The 16,563-nt window shown below is 72.7% G+C and carries 15 protein-coding genes and 1 pseudogene; 3 read left to right on the top strand and 13 right to left on the bottom strand.

Annotated features, from left to right (window positions below; all coding sequences use genetic code 11):
- Window positions 1-2 precede the first annotated feature (2 nt).
- The 9 genes from NQU55_RS12125 to NQU55_RS12085 form a co-directional block, all read right to left on the bottom strand.
- Window positions 3-1,340 carry a Ni/Fe hydrogenase subunit alpha gene (locus NQU55_RS12125; RefSeq protein ID WP_168093929.1) on the bottom strand — a complete coding sequence of 446 codons (1,338 nt, stop codon included), beginning with the start codon at window positions 1,338-1,340 and terminating at the stop codon, window positions 3-5.
- A complete protein-coding gene (locus NQU55_RS12120; protein ID WP_168093930.1) occupies window positions 1,337-2,134 on the bottom strand; it encodes an NADH-quinone oxidoreductase subunit B family protein in 798 nt (265 codons plus the stop codon). Before NQU55_RS12120 ends, NQU55_RS12125 begins: the two co-directional genes overlap by 4 nt.
- 1 nt (window position 2,135) lies before the next feature.
- The gene (locus tag NQU55_RS12115) at window positions 2,136-2,939 is read right to left on the bottom strand and encodes an FAD/NAD(P)-binding protein (protein ID WP_168093931.1); all 804 of its coding nucleotides are present in this window, start codon (window positions 2,937-2,939) and stop codon (window positions 2,136-2,138) included.
- Window positions 2,936-3,337, bottom strand: a complete 402-nt coding sequence (locus NQU55_RS12110) for a Crp/Fnr family transcriptional regulator (protein ID WP_168093936.1) — start codon at window positions 3,335-3,337, stop codon at window positions 2,936-2,938. Before NQU55_RS12110 ends, NQU55_RS12115 begins: the two co-directional genes overlap by 4 nt.
- Window positions 3,338-3,387: 50 nt before the next feature.
- Window positions 3,388-4,566, bottom strand: coding sequence for a 4Fe-4S dicluster domain-containing protein (locus NQU55_RS12105; RefSeq protein WP_168093932.1), 1,179 nt, complete (start codon window positions 4,564-4,566; stop codon window positions 3,388-3,390).
- Window positions 4,567-4,673: 107 nt separating this feature from the next.
- Window positions 4,674-7,388, bottom strand: a complete 2,715-nt coding sequence (locus NQU55_RS12100; RefSeq protein ID WP_168093933.1) for a bifunctional acetate--CoA ligase family protein/GNAT family N-acetyltransferase — start codon at window positions 7,386-7,388, stop codon at window positions 4,674-4,676.
- A 94-nt stretch (window positions 7,389-7,482) separates the two neighbouring features.
- Entirely contained in the window at window positions 7,483-7,749 is a 267-nt protein-coding gene (locus tag NQU55_RS12095; RefSeq protein WP_168093937.1) for a HypC/HybG/HupF family hydrogenase formation chaperone, read from the bottom strand.
- 5 nt (window positions 7,750-7,754) lie between these two features.
- Window positions 7,755-10,088 carry a carbamoyltransferase HypF gene (gene hypF, locus NQU55_RS12090; protein ID WP_256790487.1) on the bottom strand — a complete coding sequence of 778 codons (2,334 nt, stop codon included), beginning with the start codon at window positions 10,086-10,088 and terminating at the stop codon, window positions 7,755-7,757.
- 2 nt (window positions 10,089-10,090) lie between these two features.
- Window positions 10,091-10,615 carry a hydrogenase maturation protease gene (locus NQU55_RS12085; protein WP_168096254.1) on the bottom strand — a complete coding sequence of 175 codons (525 nt, stop codon included), beginning with the start codon at window positions 10,613-10,615 and terminating at the stop codon, window positions 10,091-10,093.
- 249 nt (window positions 10,616-10,864) lie between these two features.
- Between NQU55_RS12085 and NQU55_RS12080 the strand changes: the two are divergent.
- Window positions 10,865-11,059, top strand: a pseudogene (locus NQU55_RS12080) (DUF1918 domain-containing protein); the annotation flags it as partial.
- A 38-nt stretch (window positions 11,060-11,097) separates the two neighbouring features.
- Complete coding sequence (locus NQU55_RS12075; protein ID WP_168096252.1) at window positions 11,098-12,447, top strand: nicotinate phosphoribosyltransferase; 1,350 nt, start codon at window positions 11,098-11,100, stop codon at window positions 12,445-12,447.
- A 13-nt stretch (window positions 12,448-12,460) separates the two neighbouring features.
- Here NQU55_RS12075 and NQU55_RS12070 read toward each other — a convergent pair whose 3' ends face one another.
- Window positions 12,461-13,330: a universal stress protein gene (locus tag NQU55_RS12070; protein ID WP_256790485.1), complete on the bottom strand. Its 870-nt coding sequence runs from the start codon at window positions 13,328-13,330 to the stop codon at window positions 12,461-12,463.
- Window positions 13,331-13,511: 181 nt separating this feature from the next.
- Here NQU55_RS12070 and NQU55_RS12065 point away from each other — a divergent pair, with 181 nt between their 5' ends.
- Window positions 13,512-14,201, top strand: a complete 690-nt coding sequence (locus NQU55_RS12065) for a helix-turn-helix domain-containing protein (protein ID WP_168093543.1) — start codon at window positions 13,512-13,514, stop codon at window positions 14,199-14,201.
- Window positions 14,202-14,226: 25 nt separating this feature from the next.
- Here the strand turns inward: NQU55_RS12065 and NQU55_RS36795 are convergent, their stop codons facing one another.
- The 3 genes from NQU55_RS36795 to NQU55_RS12050 form a co-directional block, all read right to left on the bottom strand.
- Complete coding sequence (locus tag NQU55_RS36795; protein ID WP_168093544.1) at window positions 14,227-15,051, bottom strand: universal stress protein; 825 nt, start codon at window positions 15,049-15,051, stop codon at window positions 14,227-14,229.
- A 229-nt stretch (window positions 15,052-15,280) separates the two neighbouring features.
- On the bottom strand, window positions 15,281-15,586 hold the full coding sequence (locus NQU55_RS12055; RefSeq protein WP_168093551.1) for an Hsp20/alpha crystallin family protein: 306 nt from the start codon (window positions 15,584-15,586) through the stop codon (window positions 15,281-15,283).
- Between the two features lie 65 nt (window positions 15,587-15,651).
- Window positions 15,652-16,482, bottom strand: a complete 831-nt coding sequence (locus NQU55_RS12050) for a SpoIIAA family protein (protein WP_206329462.1) — start codon at window positions 16,480-16,482, stop codon at window positions 15,652-15,654.
- Between the last annotated feature and the right edge of the window lie 81 nt (window positions 16,483-16,563).

Genomic DNA, 16,563 nt, shown 5'->3' with positions numbered 1-16,563 from the left:
CCTCACGCTCGTTCGACGGTCAGATCGAGGAAGTGGGCCGAGCAGGAGATACAGGGGTCGTGATTGCGGATGGCTCGCTCGCACAGGCGGGTGAGCTCGGTGTCGGTGGCGTCACCGTGCCGCAGCCGGTCCTGGACGACTCGGCGCAGGTCCTCCTCGATGGCGCCCTGGTTCTGGGAGGTGGGCGGAACGAGGCGGGCGTCGGTGACGAGTCCTTGGGCGTCGAGGGTGTAGCGGTGGTAGAGGGTGCCGCGCGGTGCCTCGGTGGCGCCGTGGCCCGTCCCGGCCCGCGGGGGGACGTCCACGGCGGCATGCGGCGGGCGCTCGTAGGCGTCGATCAGGCGTAGTGCTTCTTCCACGGCGTAGAGGACTTCGACGGCGCGGACGACGACGCTGCGGAAGGGGTTGCGGCAGATCTCCCCGGAGGCCGGGTCGGCCAGCCCGGCTGCTCGGGCCGCCTCGCGGACGGCGGGCGGGAGCCGGTGGCCGCTGATGGCGTACCGGGCCAGGGAGCCGGTGAGGTGGCGCCGGCCGTCCAGCCGGGCCTGGAGCGCGGTGGAGTGGGGGACCTGTTCCTCGACCACATGGGAGGTGAAGTCCGTGACAGGGAACATCCTCGTGCCGTGCCCGTCGCCGTGGGGCAGCACGGTGGGGGTACCCGTCTCGATGGCGTACGTGTCCGGTGCGGAGAGGGCGAAGAAGTCGGCGTCGCCCTCGGCCTCGGGGAAGTCGAAGCCCGCCACCCAGGCGATGGTCGCCAGCGCGTCGTCGCGCGCTTGCCGTAGCCGCTCGGCCAGGGGGCGGAACTCGGTGCGCGTGGGGGTGCGGTGGAAGCCGCCGACGCGGACGTTGACGGGATGGATGGAACGGCCGCCGAGGAATTCCATGATGCTGTTGCCCGCCTGCTTGAGCCGCAACCCCCGCTCGACGTCCGCGCGATGAGTCCGGGAGAGCTCGATCGCGTTGTCGCAGCCGAGGAAGTCGGGTGCGTGGAGCAGATAGATGTGCAGGGTCTGGCTCTCGATCCACTCGCCGCAGTACAGCAGGCGCCTCAGCGCGGCCAGCTGCCCGTCGACGGTGACGCCGCAGACGTCCTCGATCGCGTGGCAGGCGCTCGTCTGGTAGGCGACGGGGCAGATGCCGCACACGCGTGACGTGATGTCCGGCGGTTCGGTGTGCCGGCGACCCCGCAGGAACGCCTCGAAGAAGCGCGGCGGCTCGTAGATGTTCAGCTCGGCCCGGGTGACGGTGCCGTCGCTGATCAGCAGCCGCAGTGCTCCTTCTCCCTCGACGCGGGCGAGGGCGCCGACGTGCAGGACGCGCGAGCCGCGGTGCGTCATGGTGTCTCCCCTGCACCGAGTGCCCCGGGCGGTTCGATCGCGGCGAAGTCGTGGACGTTGAACGTGTGCAGGAAGCGGAGGATGTCCTCGTCGCTCATGCCGTCACTGCGGAGCAGCGGGATCATCGCGGGCATGTTGGCCGAGCCGGACGGCCCGAAGCAGCCGTAACAGCCCCGCCCGTACGCCGGGCACAGGGCCCCGCATCCCGCGTGCGTCACCGGTCCCAGACAGGGGATGCCGTGTGCGACGGGCAGGCAGGTGATGCCGCGTCGTTTGCAGGCGAAACAGACGCTGTGGTCGGGGATGTCGGGGCGGCGGTCGGCGAGGAAGGCGGTGATGACCTCGATCAGCTGCCCGCGGTCGATGGGGCAGCCGCGCAGTTCGAAGTCGACGGGGACGTGGGCCGAGATGGGGGTGGAGGTGGCGAGAGTCTCGATGTACTCGGGTTTGGCATAGACGGTCGCCCGGAATTCGGCGACGTCGGCGAAGTTGCGCAGGGCCTGGACGCCGCCCGCGGTGGCACAGGCGCCGATGGTCACCAGGTGGCGGGACTCGGCGCGGATGCGCCGGATGCGTTCCAGGTGCTCGGGGGTGGAGACCGAACCTTCGACGAGGGAGAGGTCGTACGGGCCGGGCCGGATGTCGCTGGACGCCTCGACGAAGTGGGCGATCTCGATTTCGGCGGCCAGTGGCAGAAGTTCGTCCTCGCAGTCCAGCAGGGTCAGCTGGCAGCCGTCGCAGGAGGCGAACTTGAACACGCCGAGCCGGGGGCGGGAGGGTACGGGGGCGGGCATCTCACAGCTCCCGTACGGCGAGCAGGGATCCGGCGAGGTCGTAGCCGACCACGGGTCCGTCCCGGCACAGGAGCAGGGGGCCGAGCTGGCAGTGCCCGCAGTGGCCGGTCGCGCAGTGCATGTTGCGTTCGAGGGAGACGCGGATGTGCTGCGCCGGTACGCCTCGGTGCAGCAATTCGCGGGCGGTGGCGCGGATCATGACTTCGGGGCCGCAGACGAAGGCCGTGGTGTCGTGGGGGGTGAACGCCGCCTGGTCGAGCAGGGTGGTCACCACGCCGACGTGCCCGGTCCATTCCGGGCTCGCGCGGTCCACGGTCACGCCGCAGTACGGTCGTCCCCAGCCGTCCAGTTCCTCTCGGTACAGCAGATCCTCGGGCGTCCGGGCGCCGATGAGGACGTTGAGCCGACCGTGGTCGCCGGGCGAAGACGATGCGGCCTGGAGCAGAGGACGCAGTGGGGCCAGGCCGATACCGCCCGCCACTACGAGCAGGTCGCGCCCGGTGGCGCTCGCCAGGTCCCAGCCGGTGCCGAAGGGGCCCCGCACACCCACCTGCGTACCCGGGCGGACGGCACACAGGGCGCGCGACACCGCACCCACCCCGCGGATGGTGTGGGTCAGCGTGCCGTCTCGCAGACCGGCGACGGACACCGGGATCTCGCCGACCCCGAAGACGTAGAGCATCGCGAACTGACCCGGTGCGAACGCGGGCAGTTCGCCACCGACCGGTCGTAGCTCGATCGTGCGGCTGTCGCCGGTCTCGGGCCGGTTGCCCGTCACCCGGTAGGGGAGGGGGACGGCGGTCACTCCGCCGAACCGCTTCTGTAGGGCCCGTAGAGGTCCAGGAGCCGCGTCCGGGAGGACCGCAGACGGTGACCGATGACCTGTACGACGTAGGTCAGGAGCGCATGGTCGAGTGCTGGTTCGCGCTCGCACAGGGCCAGTACCTCGGCCGCGTCGAACTCCCAGGCCTCCACCGGGCGGGTCGCCTCGGCCCCCAGGTGCCACTGGTGCGGTGGGCACAGCCACGACCACCCGACCAGCCCGCCCGCCCCGACGGTTTCGACGACCGCCGCCCGGCGGCCGGGCACGTGAACGTCCAGGCTGACGGTACCGGTGCGAACGACCCAGAAGCGGTCCGCCCGCTGGCCTTCCTCGAAGAGCCGGGCCCCCGCGGGGAACGACACCGCGCGGCCCAGCTCCATGAGCCGTTCCCGGGGGCCCTCCGGGACGGCCTCGAACACACCCGTGCCCTTCACGAGGCCTCGTCCTCCCGCCCGGCCCGCCGGTCGAGGGACTCCCGGTGCAGGGCGTGTGCTTCCTCGGTGATGTCGATGGCGACCGGGCACCACACGATGCAGCGGCCGCAGCCCACGCAGCCGGAACTGTCGAACTGGTCCCACCAGGTGCCCAGTTTGTGGGTGAGCCACTGGCGGTACCGGCTGCGCCCGGTGCTCCGCACGGAGCCGCCGGGCAGGTGCGTGAAGTCCAGGTCGTAGCAGGACTCCCAGCGGCGCCAGCGCTCGGCGTGGTCGCCGGTCAGGTCGGTGACATCCTCGGTGGTGGTGCAGAAGCACGTGGGGCAGGCCATGGTGCAGTTGCCGCAGGTCAGACAGCGCGCGGCGACGTCGTTCCAGCGCTCGGCGTCCAGCGTGCCGGCGAGCAGCGCACGCAGGTCGACGTCCGGCATGGTGCGGCCCATCCGCCCGGCTGCGGCCGCCACGTCTTCGCGGGCCCGGGTGCGCGTCAGGTCGTCGGCGGGCCGGCGCGGCAGGCTCTCCAGGATCTCCGCGCCTTCCTCGGTGCCTGCGCGGGCCAGGAAGCGGTGCCCGGTGGTGTCCAGCACCTCGGTCAGCGCCAGGTCGTAGCCGGGTTGCGCGGCCGGTCCGGTGCCCATGGAGACGCAGAAGCAGGTGGCGCCCGGCTCGGTGCACTCGACCACGATCAGGAAGGCGCCGCTACGGCGTGCCTCGTAGGCGTCGTCCTTGTGCCGGCCGCCGGTCATGACACGGTCCTGGATCTGGATCGCCCTCAAGTCACAGGGCCGTACGCCCAGGAAGGCGAACGAGCCGGGTTCGGGGCGCTCGGCACGGACCGTCATCGCGCCGTCCGGCCCGCGGTCCGCGCTCCACTGCCGCACCCGCTCGGGATGCAGGAAGTTCTTCCACGACTGAGGGCCGGCGCTATGGGCGAACGCCGCGGCGTCGATCCGCCGCCTGACCCGGTAGTAGCCGCCCTCCAGCTCCACCCCCCAGCCGTAAGGCAGCTCGTCGGCGGACTCCAGCTCGGCCAGCACGATGGCACCGTCCCGCTCCGTCGGGCCGATCACCGTCCGGCCCCGGGCGCGCAGCTCCCTCACGAGAGCCCCGATGCCTTCCAGGTCCAGCACGCAGGCTGTGCTGTCGGCGTCCGGCGGTGCCGTCGCGGAGGGCATGGCGTCTCCTGATCGCTCGGTGGAGGTGCTCTCCTCAGCCTGACCACACTCCCCACGGGCCGCACGCCGAGCGCGCCGGGAGGAGTGCGGCCCATCCGGGCACCGGCTCAGCGCAGGCGCCGCAGGTACGGGTCGTAGGCCTTGTGTGGTTCCAGCCGCACGCGGGCGTCCAGCGCCATGACGCCGTCCGGGCAGGCCACCACGGGATTCAGATCGGCCTCGGCGAGCTCGGGCAGGTCGCAGGCCATCCGGGACAGGCACAGCAGCAGTCGCTCAAGGGCGCCGAGGTCGACGGGGGTGCCGCCGTGGCGGCCCGACAGGAGGGCGGAGCAGCGCGGTGAGGTGATGAGGTCGTCGAGGTCGTAGGTGGTGAGCGGCGCGAGGCGGGCGGCGTGGTCGGCCAGCACGTCGGTGGCCGTGCCGCCCTGACCGAACAGCACGAGCGGACCGAAGACCGGGTCCTGGACGACGCCCGCCACCAGCTCCAGGACGTGCGGCGCCTGCGGCTGCACCACCACGCCGGAGAGCTTGTCGCCGAAGCGGTCCACGAGGTCGCGGTACGCGGCTCGCACCTGATCGCCGCCCCGGAGTCCGAGGCGGACGGCGCCCTCGTCGGTCTTGTGCACCAGGCCCGGCCAGTGGGCCTTGAGGACGGCCGGGCCGTCCGGGCCGGAAAGGCGCCCGGCCGCCGCCGCGGCGCTCTCCTCGTCGCACACCCACTGCCACGAGACCTGTGGAATGCCGTAGCGCGTGAGGAGCCGCGAGCACCGGACCGGGTCGAGCCAGCCGCCTTCCGGCCGTTCGGCGAGCCACGCGGCCACGTCCGCCCGGGCTTCTTCCACGTCGATGCCGGGCGGCTCCGGCGGCAGGCTCTGCGGACGGCTCCGGCGCCGGGCATAGGCCGACGCGTACGACAGCGCGCGGGCGGCGTCCTGCGGATCGCTGTATGCGGGCACGGCCCCGCCGCGCTCGGCAGGCAGCAACTCGACGCGCACGGGCCGGTCCACCAGGACGAGAGCCGTCGTGCACGGAGTCCGTTCCGGGGTGTGGGTGAACGCCCGCACCAGGTCGTCGCCGGTGGCCGCGGCCAGGGCCGTCGGGACCAGGACGCCCAGCACCGCGTCGACGTCCCGGTGCGCCGCCAGCAGATCGACGCAGGCACGCAGCCGGTCCTCCGGGACGGCGGCGGTCGCGTCGACCGGATTGCCGACGGCCGCGCCGTCGGGCAGCAGCGCTGCGAGCTCCGACGTCAGGGCGGGCTCCAGCGGGCGGACGCTCAGCCCGGCCTCGCTGCACGCGTCGGCGGCGAGCACGCCCACGCCTCCGGCATTGGTCACCACGACGACGCGGTCGCCGGCGGGCAGCGGCTGGGCGTGCAGCAGTGCAACGGTGTCCAGCAGCTCCCCGATGGTCCTGGTGGCGATGACACCGGCCTGATGGAAGAGCGCCCGCCGGGTCATCGTCGGCGTGGCGGCGGCGGCCGTGTGCGAGGCCGCCGCCCGGCGCCCGGCCTCCGACCGCCCCGCGTCCACCGTAAGGACCGGCATGCGCCTGCTCACGCGCCGCGCGGTACGGGAGAAGGCGCGGGGATTGCCGAACGACTCCAGGTGCAGCACCGCCAGGTCGGTCCGCCCGTCCTCCTCCCACCACTGCAGCAGGTCGTTGCCGCTCACGTCGTACTTGTCGCCGAGCGAGACGAACGTCGACACGCCGGTCCCCAGCCGGGACAGACCGTCCAGCAGGGCGATGCCGACGCCGCCCGACTGGGTGGCGACCCCGGCCGTGCCGGGCAGAGGGAAGCGGGCGGCGAACGTCGCGTCCAGCCGGACGTCCTTCTCCGTATTGGCCAGGCCCAGGCAGTTGGGGCCGACCATGCGCATGCCGTGCCGGCGGCAGGCCGCCCGCAGCCCGGCCGCCTGGGCGGCGTCGAGCCCGGACGTCACCACCGCCAGTGCCCGCACACCACGGACGCCGCATTCCTCGGCGACGGTGGGCACCGCGTGGGCGGGAACCGCCAGGACGACCAGGTCCGGGGGCTGCGGCAGGTCCGAGACGGAGGGGTGGCAGGGCAGGCCGTCGAGGGCGGGCCCGTGCGGGTTGACGACGTGGACCGGGCCGGTGAAGCCGTTTGCGCGCAGGTTGCGCAGGATCGCCCGTCCCACGGATCCGGGACGGTGGCCGGCGCCCACCACGGCGACCGAGCCGGGCTGCAGCAACGGCCGGAGACTGGCGATGTCAGCGGTGCGTCCCCGTGCGTCCAGGGCCGTCAGGTAGTGCTCGTCAGGCGTCAGCGCCACCCGGATGCGGATCTCCGGGCCCTCGAAGCGTCTTCGCACAGGCAGGCCGAGGTCGGCGAAGACCCGGATGACCGGCAGGTTCTCGCTCAACGCGTCGGCCGTCAGCTCCTGGATCCCCTCGGCGCGGGCGAGGTCGGCGAGGTGCTCCAGCAGCAGCGTTCCGACACCACGGTGGTGCCACGCGTCCGCCACGGCGAGGGCGACCTCGGCGGCTTCCGGTCTGCCTCCGGGAAGGTCGACGGGTGCCGCGTGGTACTCGGCCAGCCCCACCACGTCACCGTCCGCCTCGGCCGCCAGGGCCCGGTCTCCCGGCCCGGCGTCCCGGCACAGCGCATCGGCCGCCTGCTGTGCGACGCGGGGGCCGGCGGAGAAGAAGCGCAGCCGCAGGTTCTCGGGGGACAGGTGCTCGTACAGCCGGAGGACCGCGGCGCGGTCCTCCGGCACGACGGGCCTGACACACACGGTCGTCCCGTCGGCCAGCAGCGCGTACACCGCGGTGGCCGCCGGCTCCGGGGTACGGGTCATGGCACGGTCGCCTCCTCACTCCAGCATGGCCCGCGGTGGACGGAGGCCGCATGGGCATCACGGCACAGGAGTGACCGGACGGCCCTGCTCCGCGTCAGGGGGACCGGGGCAGCGGCTCCCCGATTTCCCCCTCCACGGCGTCGGCCATGGCCCGCAGCACCTGCAGGGTGCGTTCCGCCTCGGCCTCGTCGACCGTGGTGATGGCGAACCCGACGTGGATCACGACGTACGCGCCCACGTCGGCATCGGGTGTGTAGGCCAGGCACGCCTCGCGGCGGACCCCGCCGAAGTCGACCGTGGCCATGCGCAGCCCCGCACGGTCGTGGACGTCCACCACCCGGCCCGGAATGCCCAGACACATCGACGTCATCCTTCCTTCAGGCGAGCCGCGGCCACGGCCGCCTGCCCGTAGCTGATTCCCCCGTCGTTGACCGGCACGGCACTGCCCACCAGCACCTGCAACCCCTGGCTTTCGAGCAGGGACCGTGTCTCCGCGAGCAGGCGCCCGTTCTGGAAGCAGCCGCCCGACAGGCACACGGTCGACGGCGCCCCGGCCGCGACGGCCCGACGGACCAGGCCGGAGGTCACCTCGGCCAGTGTGCGATGGAAAGCGGCGGCGAGCGTGCCCGTCCGCTCTCCGGCCGCCGCGCGGTCCAGCAGGGCCGTCAGGCTGGATACAGGGTCGTACACCCACAGCCCGCCGGCCCGCGCGAGACGCCAGGGGAGGGCTTCGGTGCGCTCGTTCCCCGCGGCCGTCTCCAGGGCGACGGCCGCCTGGCCTTCATAGGTGGCGTCGTCGCACAGGCGGAGCAGGGCGGCCGCTGCGTCGAAGAGGCGCCCGGCGCTGGACGCGCGCGGGCAGTTGACGCCCCGTTCGACCATGGTCCGGACCACTCGGGTCTCCTCCTGCGGGAGCCGCCGGACGAACGATTCGACGAGGGCGGGCGGGATACCCGGCCCGCCGAGCGCCTCGGCACCGTACAGGTACCCCAGCGCCGTGCGAGCGGGTCTGCGCACCGCCGCCGCTCCGCCGGGCAGGGGAGCGGTGGCGAAACGCCCTACCCGGCGGTAGCGGGTGAGATCGGCGACCAGGATCTCGCCGCCCCACAGCGTGCCGTCGTCGCCGAGGCCCAGCCCGTCGTAGGCGACCCCGAGGAACGGGTGCTCCAGCCCGTGTTCGGCGGCGCAGGCGGCGACGTGCGCGTGGTGGTGCTGCACGGCGATCCGCCGTTCGGCGGGCCTGGTCCGTGCCCACTGGGTGGACAGGTAGCCGGGGTGCAGGTCGTGGGCGACGACCCGGGGCTCGATCCCGGTCAGCCGGACGAGGTCGGCGTGGGCGGCTTCGAAGGCCTCCAGTGTCAGCGCGTCCTCCAGGTCGCCGGTGTGCGGTCCGAGCACGGCGCGGAACCCTTCGGCGAGCGCGAAGGTGTGCTTCAGCTGCGCACCGGCTGCCACAACCGGCCGGGAGGCCGCGACGGGGATCGCGAGCGGGGCGGGGGCCAGTCCCCGGGCCCGGCGCACGGTCAGGACCGTACGGCCCGCCGGGCGCACCACCGAGTCGTCGTAGCGGGCCCGGACGGGCCGGTCGTGGACGAGGAAGCCGTCGGCAACACCCGCCAGGCTCTCCCGGGCCGACGGCTCGTCGATGGCGATGGGTTCCCCCGAGCGGTTGCCGCTGGTCACCACCAGCGGCCTGCCGAGGTCGCGCAGGAGCAGGTGGTGCAGCGGCGTGGTGGGCAGGAACACGCCGATCCGGTCGGTCCCCGGGTGGACGGCGCGTGCGATGCGGGCGCCCCGGAGGGCCGGAGCCAGCACCACCGGCGCGGACGGGGACGTCAGCGCCGTCCGCCCGGCGGGTGACAGCCGTGCCAGGTGCCGGGCGGCTGCGAGATCGGAGGTCATGACGGCGAACGGCTTGGCCGGGCGCTGCTTACGGGCGCGCAGCCGGTCCACGGCCCGCCCGTCGGTGGCGTCGCACACCAGCTGGAAACCGCCCAGTCCCTTGACCGCCACGATGCCGCCGCCGGCAATGACCGACTCCGCGGCGCGCAGGGCCGGCTCGCCGGTGAGGCCTGCCCACCCCAGGCGGGGGCCGCAGCCGGGGCACGCCACCGGCTCTGCATGGAAGCGCCGGTCACCCGGGTCGGCGTATTCGGCGGCGCATGCGGCGCACAGCGGAAAGCACCGCATGACGGTGCGCTCGCGGTCGTAGGGAAGGTCCGCGATGACGGTGGCACGCGGGCCGCAGTCCGTGCAGTTGACGAACGGGTAGCGGTAACGCCTGTCGGCAGGGTCGAACAGCTCGCGCAGGCACGCTTCGCAGGTGGCGACGTCCGGTGGGATCTCGCAGGCGCCGGGCCGGCCGCCGGGGGTCCGGGCACTGGCCCGGACGGTGAAGCCCGAGCCCGGCGGCGGGGGAGGGCCGGACGACTCCGCCACGGCCAGAGAGCGGATGTCCGCCAGCGGCGGTGCTTCCGTACGCAGTCGCTCGGCAAGGGCCTGCACCGCTGGCGACGGCCCGGCCACGGACAGCTCGACGCGCCCGCCGGCGTTGAGGACCCACCCGTCGAGCCCGAGTTGCGTCGCCAGCCGGTGGACGAAGGGGCGGAAGCCCACGCCCTGCACCCTGCCGGAGACCGTGATCGCCCGGGCGACCCGGCCCGGTTCCTCCGCGGCGGGCGCAGCACCTCCGGACGCCACCCTCACAGCCGTACGCTCCGGGGCGTCGTCCTGCGGCTCGGCGCGACGAGGTGGCCGGTGATCTCCTGCTCGACCTGTTCCACGAGGGTCCCGAGTGCACCGGCGACCGCAGGAGTCAATCCCGTGCCCAGGGAACCGTCAGTTCCCTCGACGGCGTAGACGATCAGGCGCGGCGGCAGCCTGCCGAGGGCACGCGCCAGCTCGACCGCCTCCCCCAGACCCAGCCCGTGGCTGCTCGCCGTGCCCGCCTGCCACGCCTTGTACCCGTCCAGCTCCAGTCGGTGGATCCTGCCCGGATCCCCCGGGTGAGCATGGGCGGCGTCCACGACCACGACCAGTTCGGCACCCTCCCACAGACCGATCAGGCGGCCTGGTTCCCCGTCACTGCACACCAGCCGGATTCCGGCCGGCAGGCCGCCCCGGGTCGCGCGTTCCTGCAGCCGGGCCACGACCGCGGGTCCCACGCCGTCGTCCCGCCGGAACTCGTTGCCGACCCCGATGACCGTGATGCGGCTGGAGACCGCCATGGTCGCTCCCTGCGCTCAGGTCCGTCGTCCGTGGTGTACCCACCCTCGCCGAAAAGCCCTGTACGCGCTCGGGAGCGGATGCCGTCCACTCGGAGCAACCGGCCGTGCGGGCACGGTTTCCTCCTCCTACGCGCCACTGAGGTGCCTCCGCCGAACGGGGGTTGCCCCGGCCCGCCCGAGCAGCATGCGTGCCAGGCCGGAAAGGTGGAGTCTGGTGTTGTGGGTCTTTGGCAGGGAAGCGGTGACGCCATGCACGCGCAGCTCGGTGACCACTTGATCGTCGAAAGCCCGGCGACGGGCGCGACCAAGCGCGACGGTGAGGTCGTCGGCCTCCACCACGCCGACGGCACACCGCCGTATGACGTGCGCTGGTCGGACACCGGCAGAGTGACCCTGGTCTACCCCGGTCCGGACGCGCACGTGCACCACCCGGAGCACGACCCGAAGGCGGGACGCTCCCGCTGAGGGAGGAGGCGCCGGCGATGTCGGACGCCACGACGACCGACCTCTACGAAGTCACCATGGCTCTGTCGTACCTGCGCGAGGGGCTGACCCGGTCCGCGACGTTCAGCTTGTACGTACGCGATGTGCCGGCCGACCGCGGCTTCCTCGTGGCTGCCGGCCTGGAGCCGGTCCTCGACTACCTCTCCCGGTACCGGGTGGACGCCGACGATGTGGACGTACTCGCCGCCGCGCTGGACCGCCCCCCGAAGGACGCCGAACCACTGCTCGGGCTCGTGTTCACCGGCGACGTACGGGCCGTACCCGAAGGGCGCGTGGTCCTGGCCGGCGAACCGCTGCTGGAGGTCACCGCACCGCTACCGCAGGCGCAGCTGGTGGAGAGCTACGTTCTCAACCAGGTCAATCACCAGACCACCGTCGCCTCCAAGTGCGCCCGCTGCACGCTGGCCGCCGCCGGGCATCCGGTGGTGGACTTCTCGCTGCGCCGTACACACGGCACGGAAGCCGCACACCAGGCGGCGCGGCTGGGCGCCATGGCCGGCTTCGCCGGAACCAGTAACGTGGCTGCCGCACACGCCGAGGGCCTGCCCGCCGTCGGAACAATGGCCCACTCCTACATCGAGGCGTTCGGGACCGAGGAGGCCGCCTTCCGCGCCTTCGCCCGCGCCCACCCGGGCCCGGTGACGTACCTGGTGGACACCTACGACACCGAACGCGGGGTGCTGACCGCGGCGCGCGTCATGAAGGACCTGGGGCTCGGGCCGGGGTGTGCGATCCGCCTGGACAGCGGTGACCTGGGTGCGCTGGCGGTGAGTTCCCGCCGGATCCTCGACGCCGCCGGGTTGCACGAGGTGCGCATCGTCGCCAGCGGCGGTCTCGACGAGTTCGCCGTCGACCGCCTCGTCCGCTCCGGGGCGCCCATCGACACGTACGCGGTCGGCACCAAGATCGGCGTCTCCGCCGACGCCCCTTACCTGGACTCCGCGTACAAGCTGGTGGAGTACGACGGACGGCCCGTCATGAAGCTGTCCTCCGCCAAGGTGACGGCACCGGGCCGCAAGCAGGTCTTCCGGCTGCCCGGGTACGCCGACGTCATCGGCCTGATCGACGAGGCGCCCCCGCCGGGCGGCGAACCGCTGCTGGAGACGGTCATGCGGCACGGCCGTCGGACCCGGACCGGCACCCGGCGTTCCCGGCTGGACGACGCCCGGGGCAGGTTCGCCGACGACCTCGCCGCGCTGCCCGCCGGAGCGCGGGGGATCACCTCGCCCGTCGCCCCCGAGGCCGTTCTCTCGCAGCCGCTCACCGAACTCGCTGCCCGCGTGCGTCACCGCATCGAGACGGAGATGCCGGCCGCCGGTGCGAGATGAGCCGCCGCGGGCCTCACCGGTGCGGCACCACTGCGACGGGGCAGGCGGCCCGGTGCAAGGCGGTGTGGCTGACCCGGCCGAGCTGCAGGCCGAGCTGGCCCTGCCGCCGGGTGGCGCCGAGGACGAGCAGGTCGGCGTCGGCAGCCGGGCCCAGCAGCACCCGGTGCGCGGGCCCTTCCAGCACCGTGCGCCGGACGGATACCTCCGGGTGTTCGGCCGCTGCTTCCTCCAGCACTTCGTCCAGAACGGCGGTGGCCTGTTCCGCATAGGCGTGGGCGGCCGAATCCAGCACGATCAAGGGGTCCGCCGACGGCGGGGGACTGCGCCAGGCCCGCACGGCTTGCAGCTCGCACCCACGGGCTTCTGCCTCGCGCAGGGCGAACCGCACGGCGGTGGCGGCCTCGTCCGCTTCGCCCACGCCGACGACGACCCGGTTGCTCATGCCCTTGACGTTGCGTTCCTCGCCGCGAACGACGACGACCGGGCAGTCGGCACGCCCCGCCACAGCCAGGCTCACGGAGCCCAGCAGCAGTCCTTTGACGGCTCCTCGCCCGGAGGATCCGGTGACCAGGGCCGTGGCACTGCGCGACTCCTCCACCAGCGCCGACGCCGCATCGTCCGGCACGGTCACAGTGCTCACCTGCAACTCCGGAGAGAGCTGCCGGGCCCGCTGTTCGGAAGAAGCGACGATGTGCTGAGCCGCCACTTCCTCGGCCGGTCGCTCGCTGGAGAACGAGGGCACTGCCCCCTCGTAGCGTTCCCACAGCGATGCGTAGACCAAGCGCAAGGGGAGCCGGAAGCGGGTCGCTTCCTCCACGGCCCAGTCCAGGGCAGCGAGGCTGCCGTCCGACCCGTCGACGCCCACGACCACGGGACGTTCCATCGTGCTCACCGCCTCACCGGCGTCCCGGGCCGGGTTTCGGCCCGCGTCGTCCGCCTCCTCCACCATCTCTCGCCGTCGCCGTCACGGCATGTCATGCCCGCACGCCTCCGGAGTGCGGGCACTCTTCCCGCTGGGGAAGATGGACGGGACGGCGCTTTGAGAAAGGAAGCGGGGCACGGCCATGGGTACGGAACGCGGGGACGAGGCCGGCTCCCGTCCGGCACACCCCGGCAGCGACCTCGGCCGGCGCGTGCTCCGGCGCCGGGAGGAACTGGGCCTGACCCGGGAGGACGTCGCCACCCGTGCGAGGCTGAGTTCCGGCTACCTCGAGTACGTCGAGTCGCAGGCCGGGGTCGTCTCGATGGAAGCGCTCATGGCGGTGGCGGACGCGCTGGAGACCACCGTTTCCGCGCTCCTGGGCGCGGGCACCGAGCAGCCTCAGGGGAAGGGGCCCCTGGCGCGCAGTCCGGTCCTGGAGGAGCTGTCGCTGCCCGAATGCCGGGAGAAGCTCTCCTCGGGCGGCATCGGGCGAGTGGTCTTCTCCACCGCGGACGCGGAGGGACCTGAGGCCGTTCCCGTCAACTTCCGCCTCGTCGGCGACGCGATCGTCTTCCGCACGGCCGCCGGTGGCGCGCTCGCCGGGACGGTGGGCAGCGATGTCGCCTTCGAGGTCGACCGGGTCGACGAGGCACGCAGCGAAGGATGGAGCATCCTCGTCAGAGGCGTGGCCGAGCCGGTCATCGAGCCGGAAGAGCAGCAACACCTTCGTGAAACCGCGGGCCCGCTTGCCTGGGCGGGCGGCGAGCGGGACACGTGGGTGCGCATCCCGATCGGCAGGACCACGGGCCGCCGCATCCGCAGCGGCCTGTAGACCCCGCACAGCCGGGAGGCGGCTTTCAGCCGCCCGGGATCACCGCGACGGGGCACCGTGCGTGGTGCAGTACGCCATGGGTCACGGGGCCGATGCGGGTGACGGGGAAGGGCCTGTCCTCACGTCGTCCGACGACGAGCAACTGGGCATCGTCGGAGGCCTCCACCAGACGAGGTACTGCCGGACCCGTGGAGAACCACTCCTCCACCTCGACGGCGGGCCATCGGGCCCGCCACGGGCGCAGAGATGCGGCCAGAGCGCCGGCATCGTGCGGTTCCCGATCCCCGGCAGGTGTCCGGCCCGCGGTGCGGACGAGGCGGAGGCCCGTACCGCGGAGGGCGGCGGCCTCGAACGCGAAGTCGAGCAGCGGGCCGTGCGGGTCGTGGTGGCCGAGGCCGGCCACGACGGGGCCGCTGTCGGTCGATGAGGGGTCTTCCGGTGGGTGGACGACGACCACCGGTGCGGACGCGTGGGCGATCACCGGCAGGCTCACGGAGCCCAGCAGGAAGCCCGGCAAGGTGCCGAGGCCGCGTGATCCGAGGGCCAGGACCGCGGATTCCCCCGTGGCGTCGAGGAGGGCCTCCGCCGGGAGGCCGGACACCCGGTACACACTGATCCGCAGCCGGGGGTGGGCTTCCAGGAGTTCCTCGGCCAAGGCTTCGAACCGGCTCTCCGCCCACTCACGCTGGGCCCAGGAACCAGGGGAGAACTGCTGGTCACTGGCCGGCCACTCCAGGGCGTGCACGATACGCAGCGACCCGTCGCGCAGCGTCGCCTCCCGGCCCGCCCACATGGCGGCGGCCAGACTCTCCGGGGATCCGTCGACGCCGACGGATACCGGTTGCACCACAGGTTCACCTCCTGCCCTTTCCGGCGCGTGCCGTGCCACTCTCCTGCCCCGGATTCTCGTGTCCGGCGGGCCGGGCCGCACGCCGTGTCGCCCGGGAGGGGCGGCTGTCCGGCGAGATCACGGACCGGCATGGACGGCACGCCCCGAGATCCGGGCGATCGGGATGTCACCCGCACATGGCCGGGCCGCGCTGGAGGCGGCCGACCGTTCGCAGTGCTCGTGACCGCCCTCAGTCCGCTCGCCGGACCGCGATGGTGCGTGCGCCGGGCGCCGTCTTCTCGGGTTGCGGTACGCGCACGGTGAGGACGCCGTCCCGGTACTCGGCCGTAACCCCTTGCTCCGGTATCGGTGCCGGAAGCCGTACGGACCGCTCGAAGGAACCGTAACGGAACTCCGAATGCTGCTTGTCCTCCTCGCGTTCGGTGTGCTCGGCCTTCACGGTGAGCGTCTCGCCCTCGACCGTGATCTCGATGTCCTCCGGGTCCAGCCCGGGCATCTCCGCCTTCAGTACGTACTGCCCGTTCTCCCGGGTGATCTCGACGGGGATCGCGGCGAGCCGTAAACCGGTAGCGGCCCGGGCCTAGTGCGGGAACGTACCGACTAGCTGGCCGGAGGGGCGGCCGCCCACGTCAGGGCGTCGTCGAGTTCGTCGTATTCGAACCGCCGTACTTCGGCCCGGACGAAGTGATTCGCGAACTGGGGAATGAGGGCTGCGGCCTTGCTGTCAGCTGCTAGCGCGATCTTCCTGACCTTCCGGTGGTGGTCGTGAACGAACCGCACATGACGGATCAGACCACCGATGTTCTCCCAGCCGGGGAAATCGCGGGCATGGATCACGACACCTGCCAATTCGGCGTGTGTTGCGAGCCAGCTGTCCACGGTCAGGGCGAGGGCGTCGAAGTCCTGTACACGCAGGGGGTGTCCGACCTCCACCACGAGTACGTCGGAATCGGTCAGCCGGTGGGAAATGCCAGGTCCCTCAGGAAGCGACGCCAGCCAGCGCAGGGCCTCGTCACGTTCGTGGCTGTCGAACGTGCGTACCGGGCAGGGCATCAGAAAGCTTGTCAGGCGAGTGGACTCGCGGATCCAGCCCACGTCGGTGACGACCGCACAGCCCTCGAACAGGCTGATGGCACCCATGCCGACCTTGAGGTCCTCCCAGGCGGCCCCGGGGGTGAAGGACGTGAAGTCAGGGCCGATCTCGCACAGGAACCGAATACGGCGGCCGCTACGCCGGGCGTCGTCGATGAGCGGCTCGACCACCTTCTGGTAGTCGTCCTTCGACACGGTTCCGACCGCCTTGACTGCGTCGACGCCTGCGGGCGTGTCCGTGGCTCTCTCAAGCATGCCGGTCCCCTCGCTGCGCGCGGTCGAAGTGCTGCCCGGACCATCGCGGCGCACGGGCTCACCCTTCCACAGTGCGGCATACACATCGGTGCAGCATGTCGGAGCAGGTCAGGGCGCGCCCGGGCTCCGGAATGCGGACAGCTGTCGGGCTGGGGAAGATGGGGC

Source organism: Streptomyces telluris (genome assembly GCF_024519335.1).
In the GTDB taxonomy this organism is placed as follows: Bacteria; Actinomycetota; Actinomycetes; order Streptomycetales; family Streptomycetaceae; genus Streptomyces; species Streptomyces telluris.
This window is presented reverse-complemented; position numbering and strand designations above follow the sequence as displayed.

Coding starts and splice junctions, on each gene's coding strand:
- NQU55_RS12125 (WP_168093929.1), bottom strand. CDS start 1,340: ATGACGCACCGCGGCTCGCGCGTCCTGCACGTCGGCGCCCTCGCCCGC.
- NQU55_RS12120 (WP_168093930.1), bottom strand. CDS start 2,134: ATGCCCGCCCCCGTACCCTCCCGCCCCCGGCTCGGCGTGTTCAAGTTC.
- NQU55_RS12110 (WP_168093936.1), bottom strand. CDS start 3,337: ATGGAGCTGGGCCGCGCGGTGTCGTTCCCCGCGGGGGCCCGGCTCTTC.
- NQU55_RS12105 (WP_168093932.1), bottom strand. CDS start 4,566: ATGCCCTCCGCGACGGCACCGCCGGACGCCGACAGCACAGCCTGCGTG.
- NQU55_RS12100 (WP_168093933.1), bottom strand. CDS start 7,388: ATGACCCGTACCCCGGAGCCGGCGGCCACCGCGGTGTACGCGCTGCTG.
- NQU55_RS12095 (WP_168093937.1), bottom strand. CDS start 7,749: ATGTGTCTGGGCATTCCGGGCCGGGTGGTGGACGTCCACGACCGTGCG.
- NQU55_RS12085 (WP_168096254.1), bottom strand. CDS start 10,615: ATGGCGGTCTCCAGCCGCATCACGGTCATCGGGGTCGGCAACGAGTTC.
- NQU55_RS12075 (WP_168096252.1), top strand. CDS start 11,098: ATGTCGGACGCCACGACGACCGACCTCTACGAAGTCACCATGGCTCTG.
- NQU55_RS12070 (WP_256790485.1), bottom strand. CDS start 13,330: ATGGAACGTCCCGTGGTCGTGGGCGTCGACGGGTCGGACGGCAGCCTC.
- NQU55_RS12065 (WP_168093543.1), top strand. CDS start 13,512: ATGGGTACGGAACGCGGGGACGAGGCCGGCTCCCGTCCGGCACACCCC.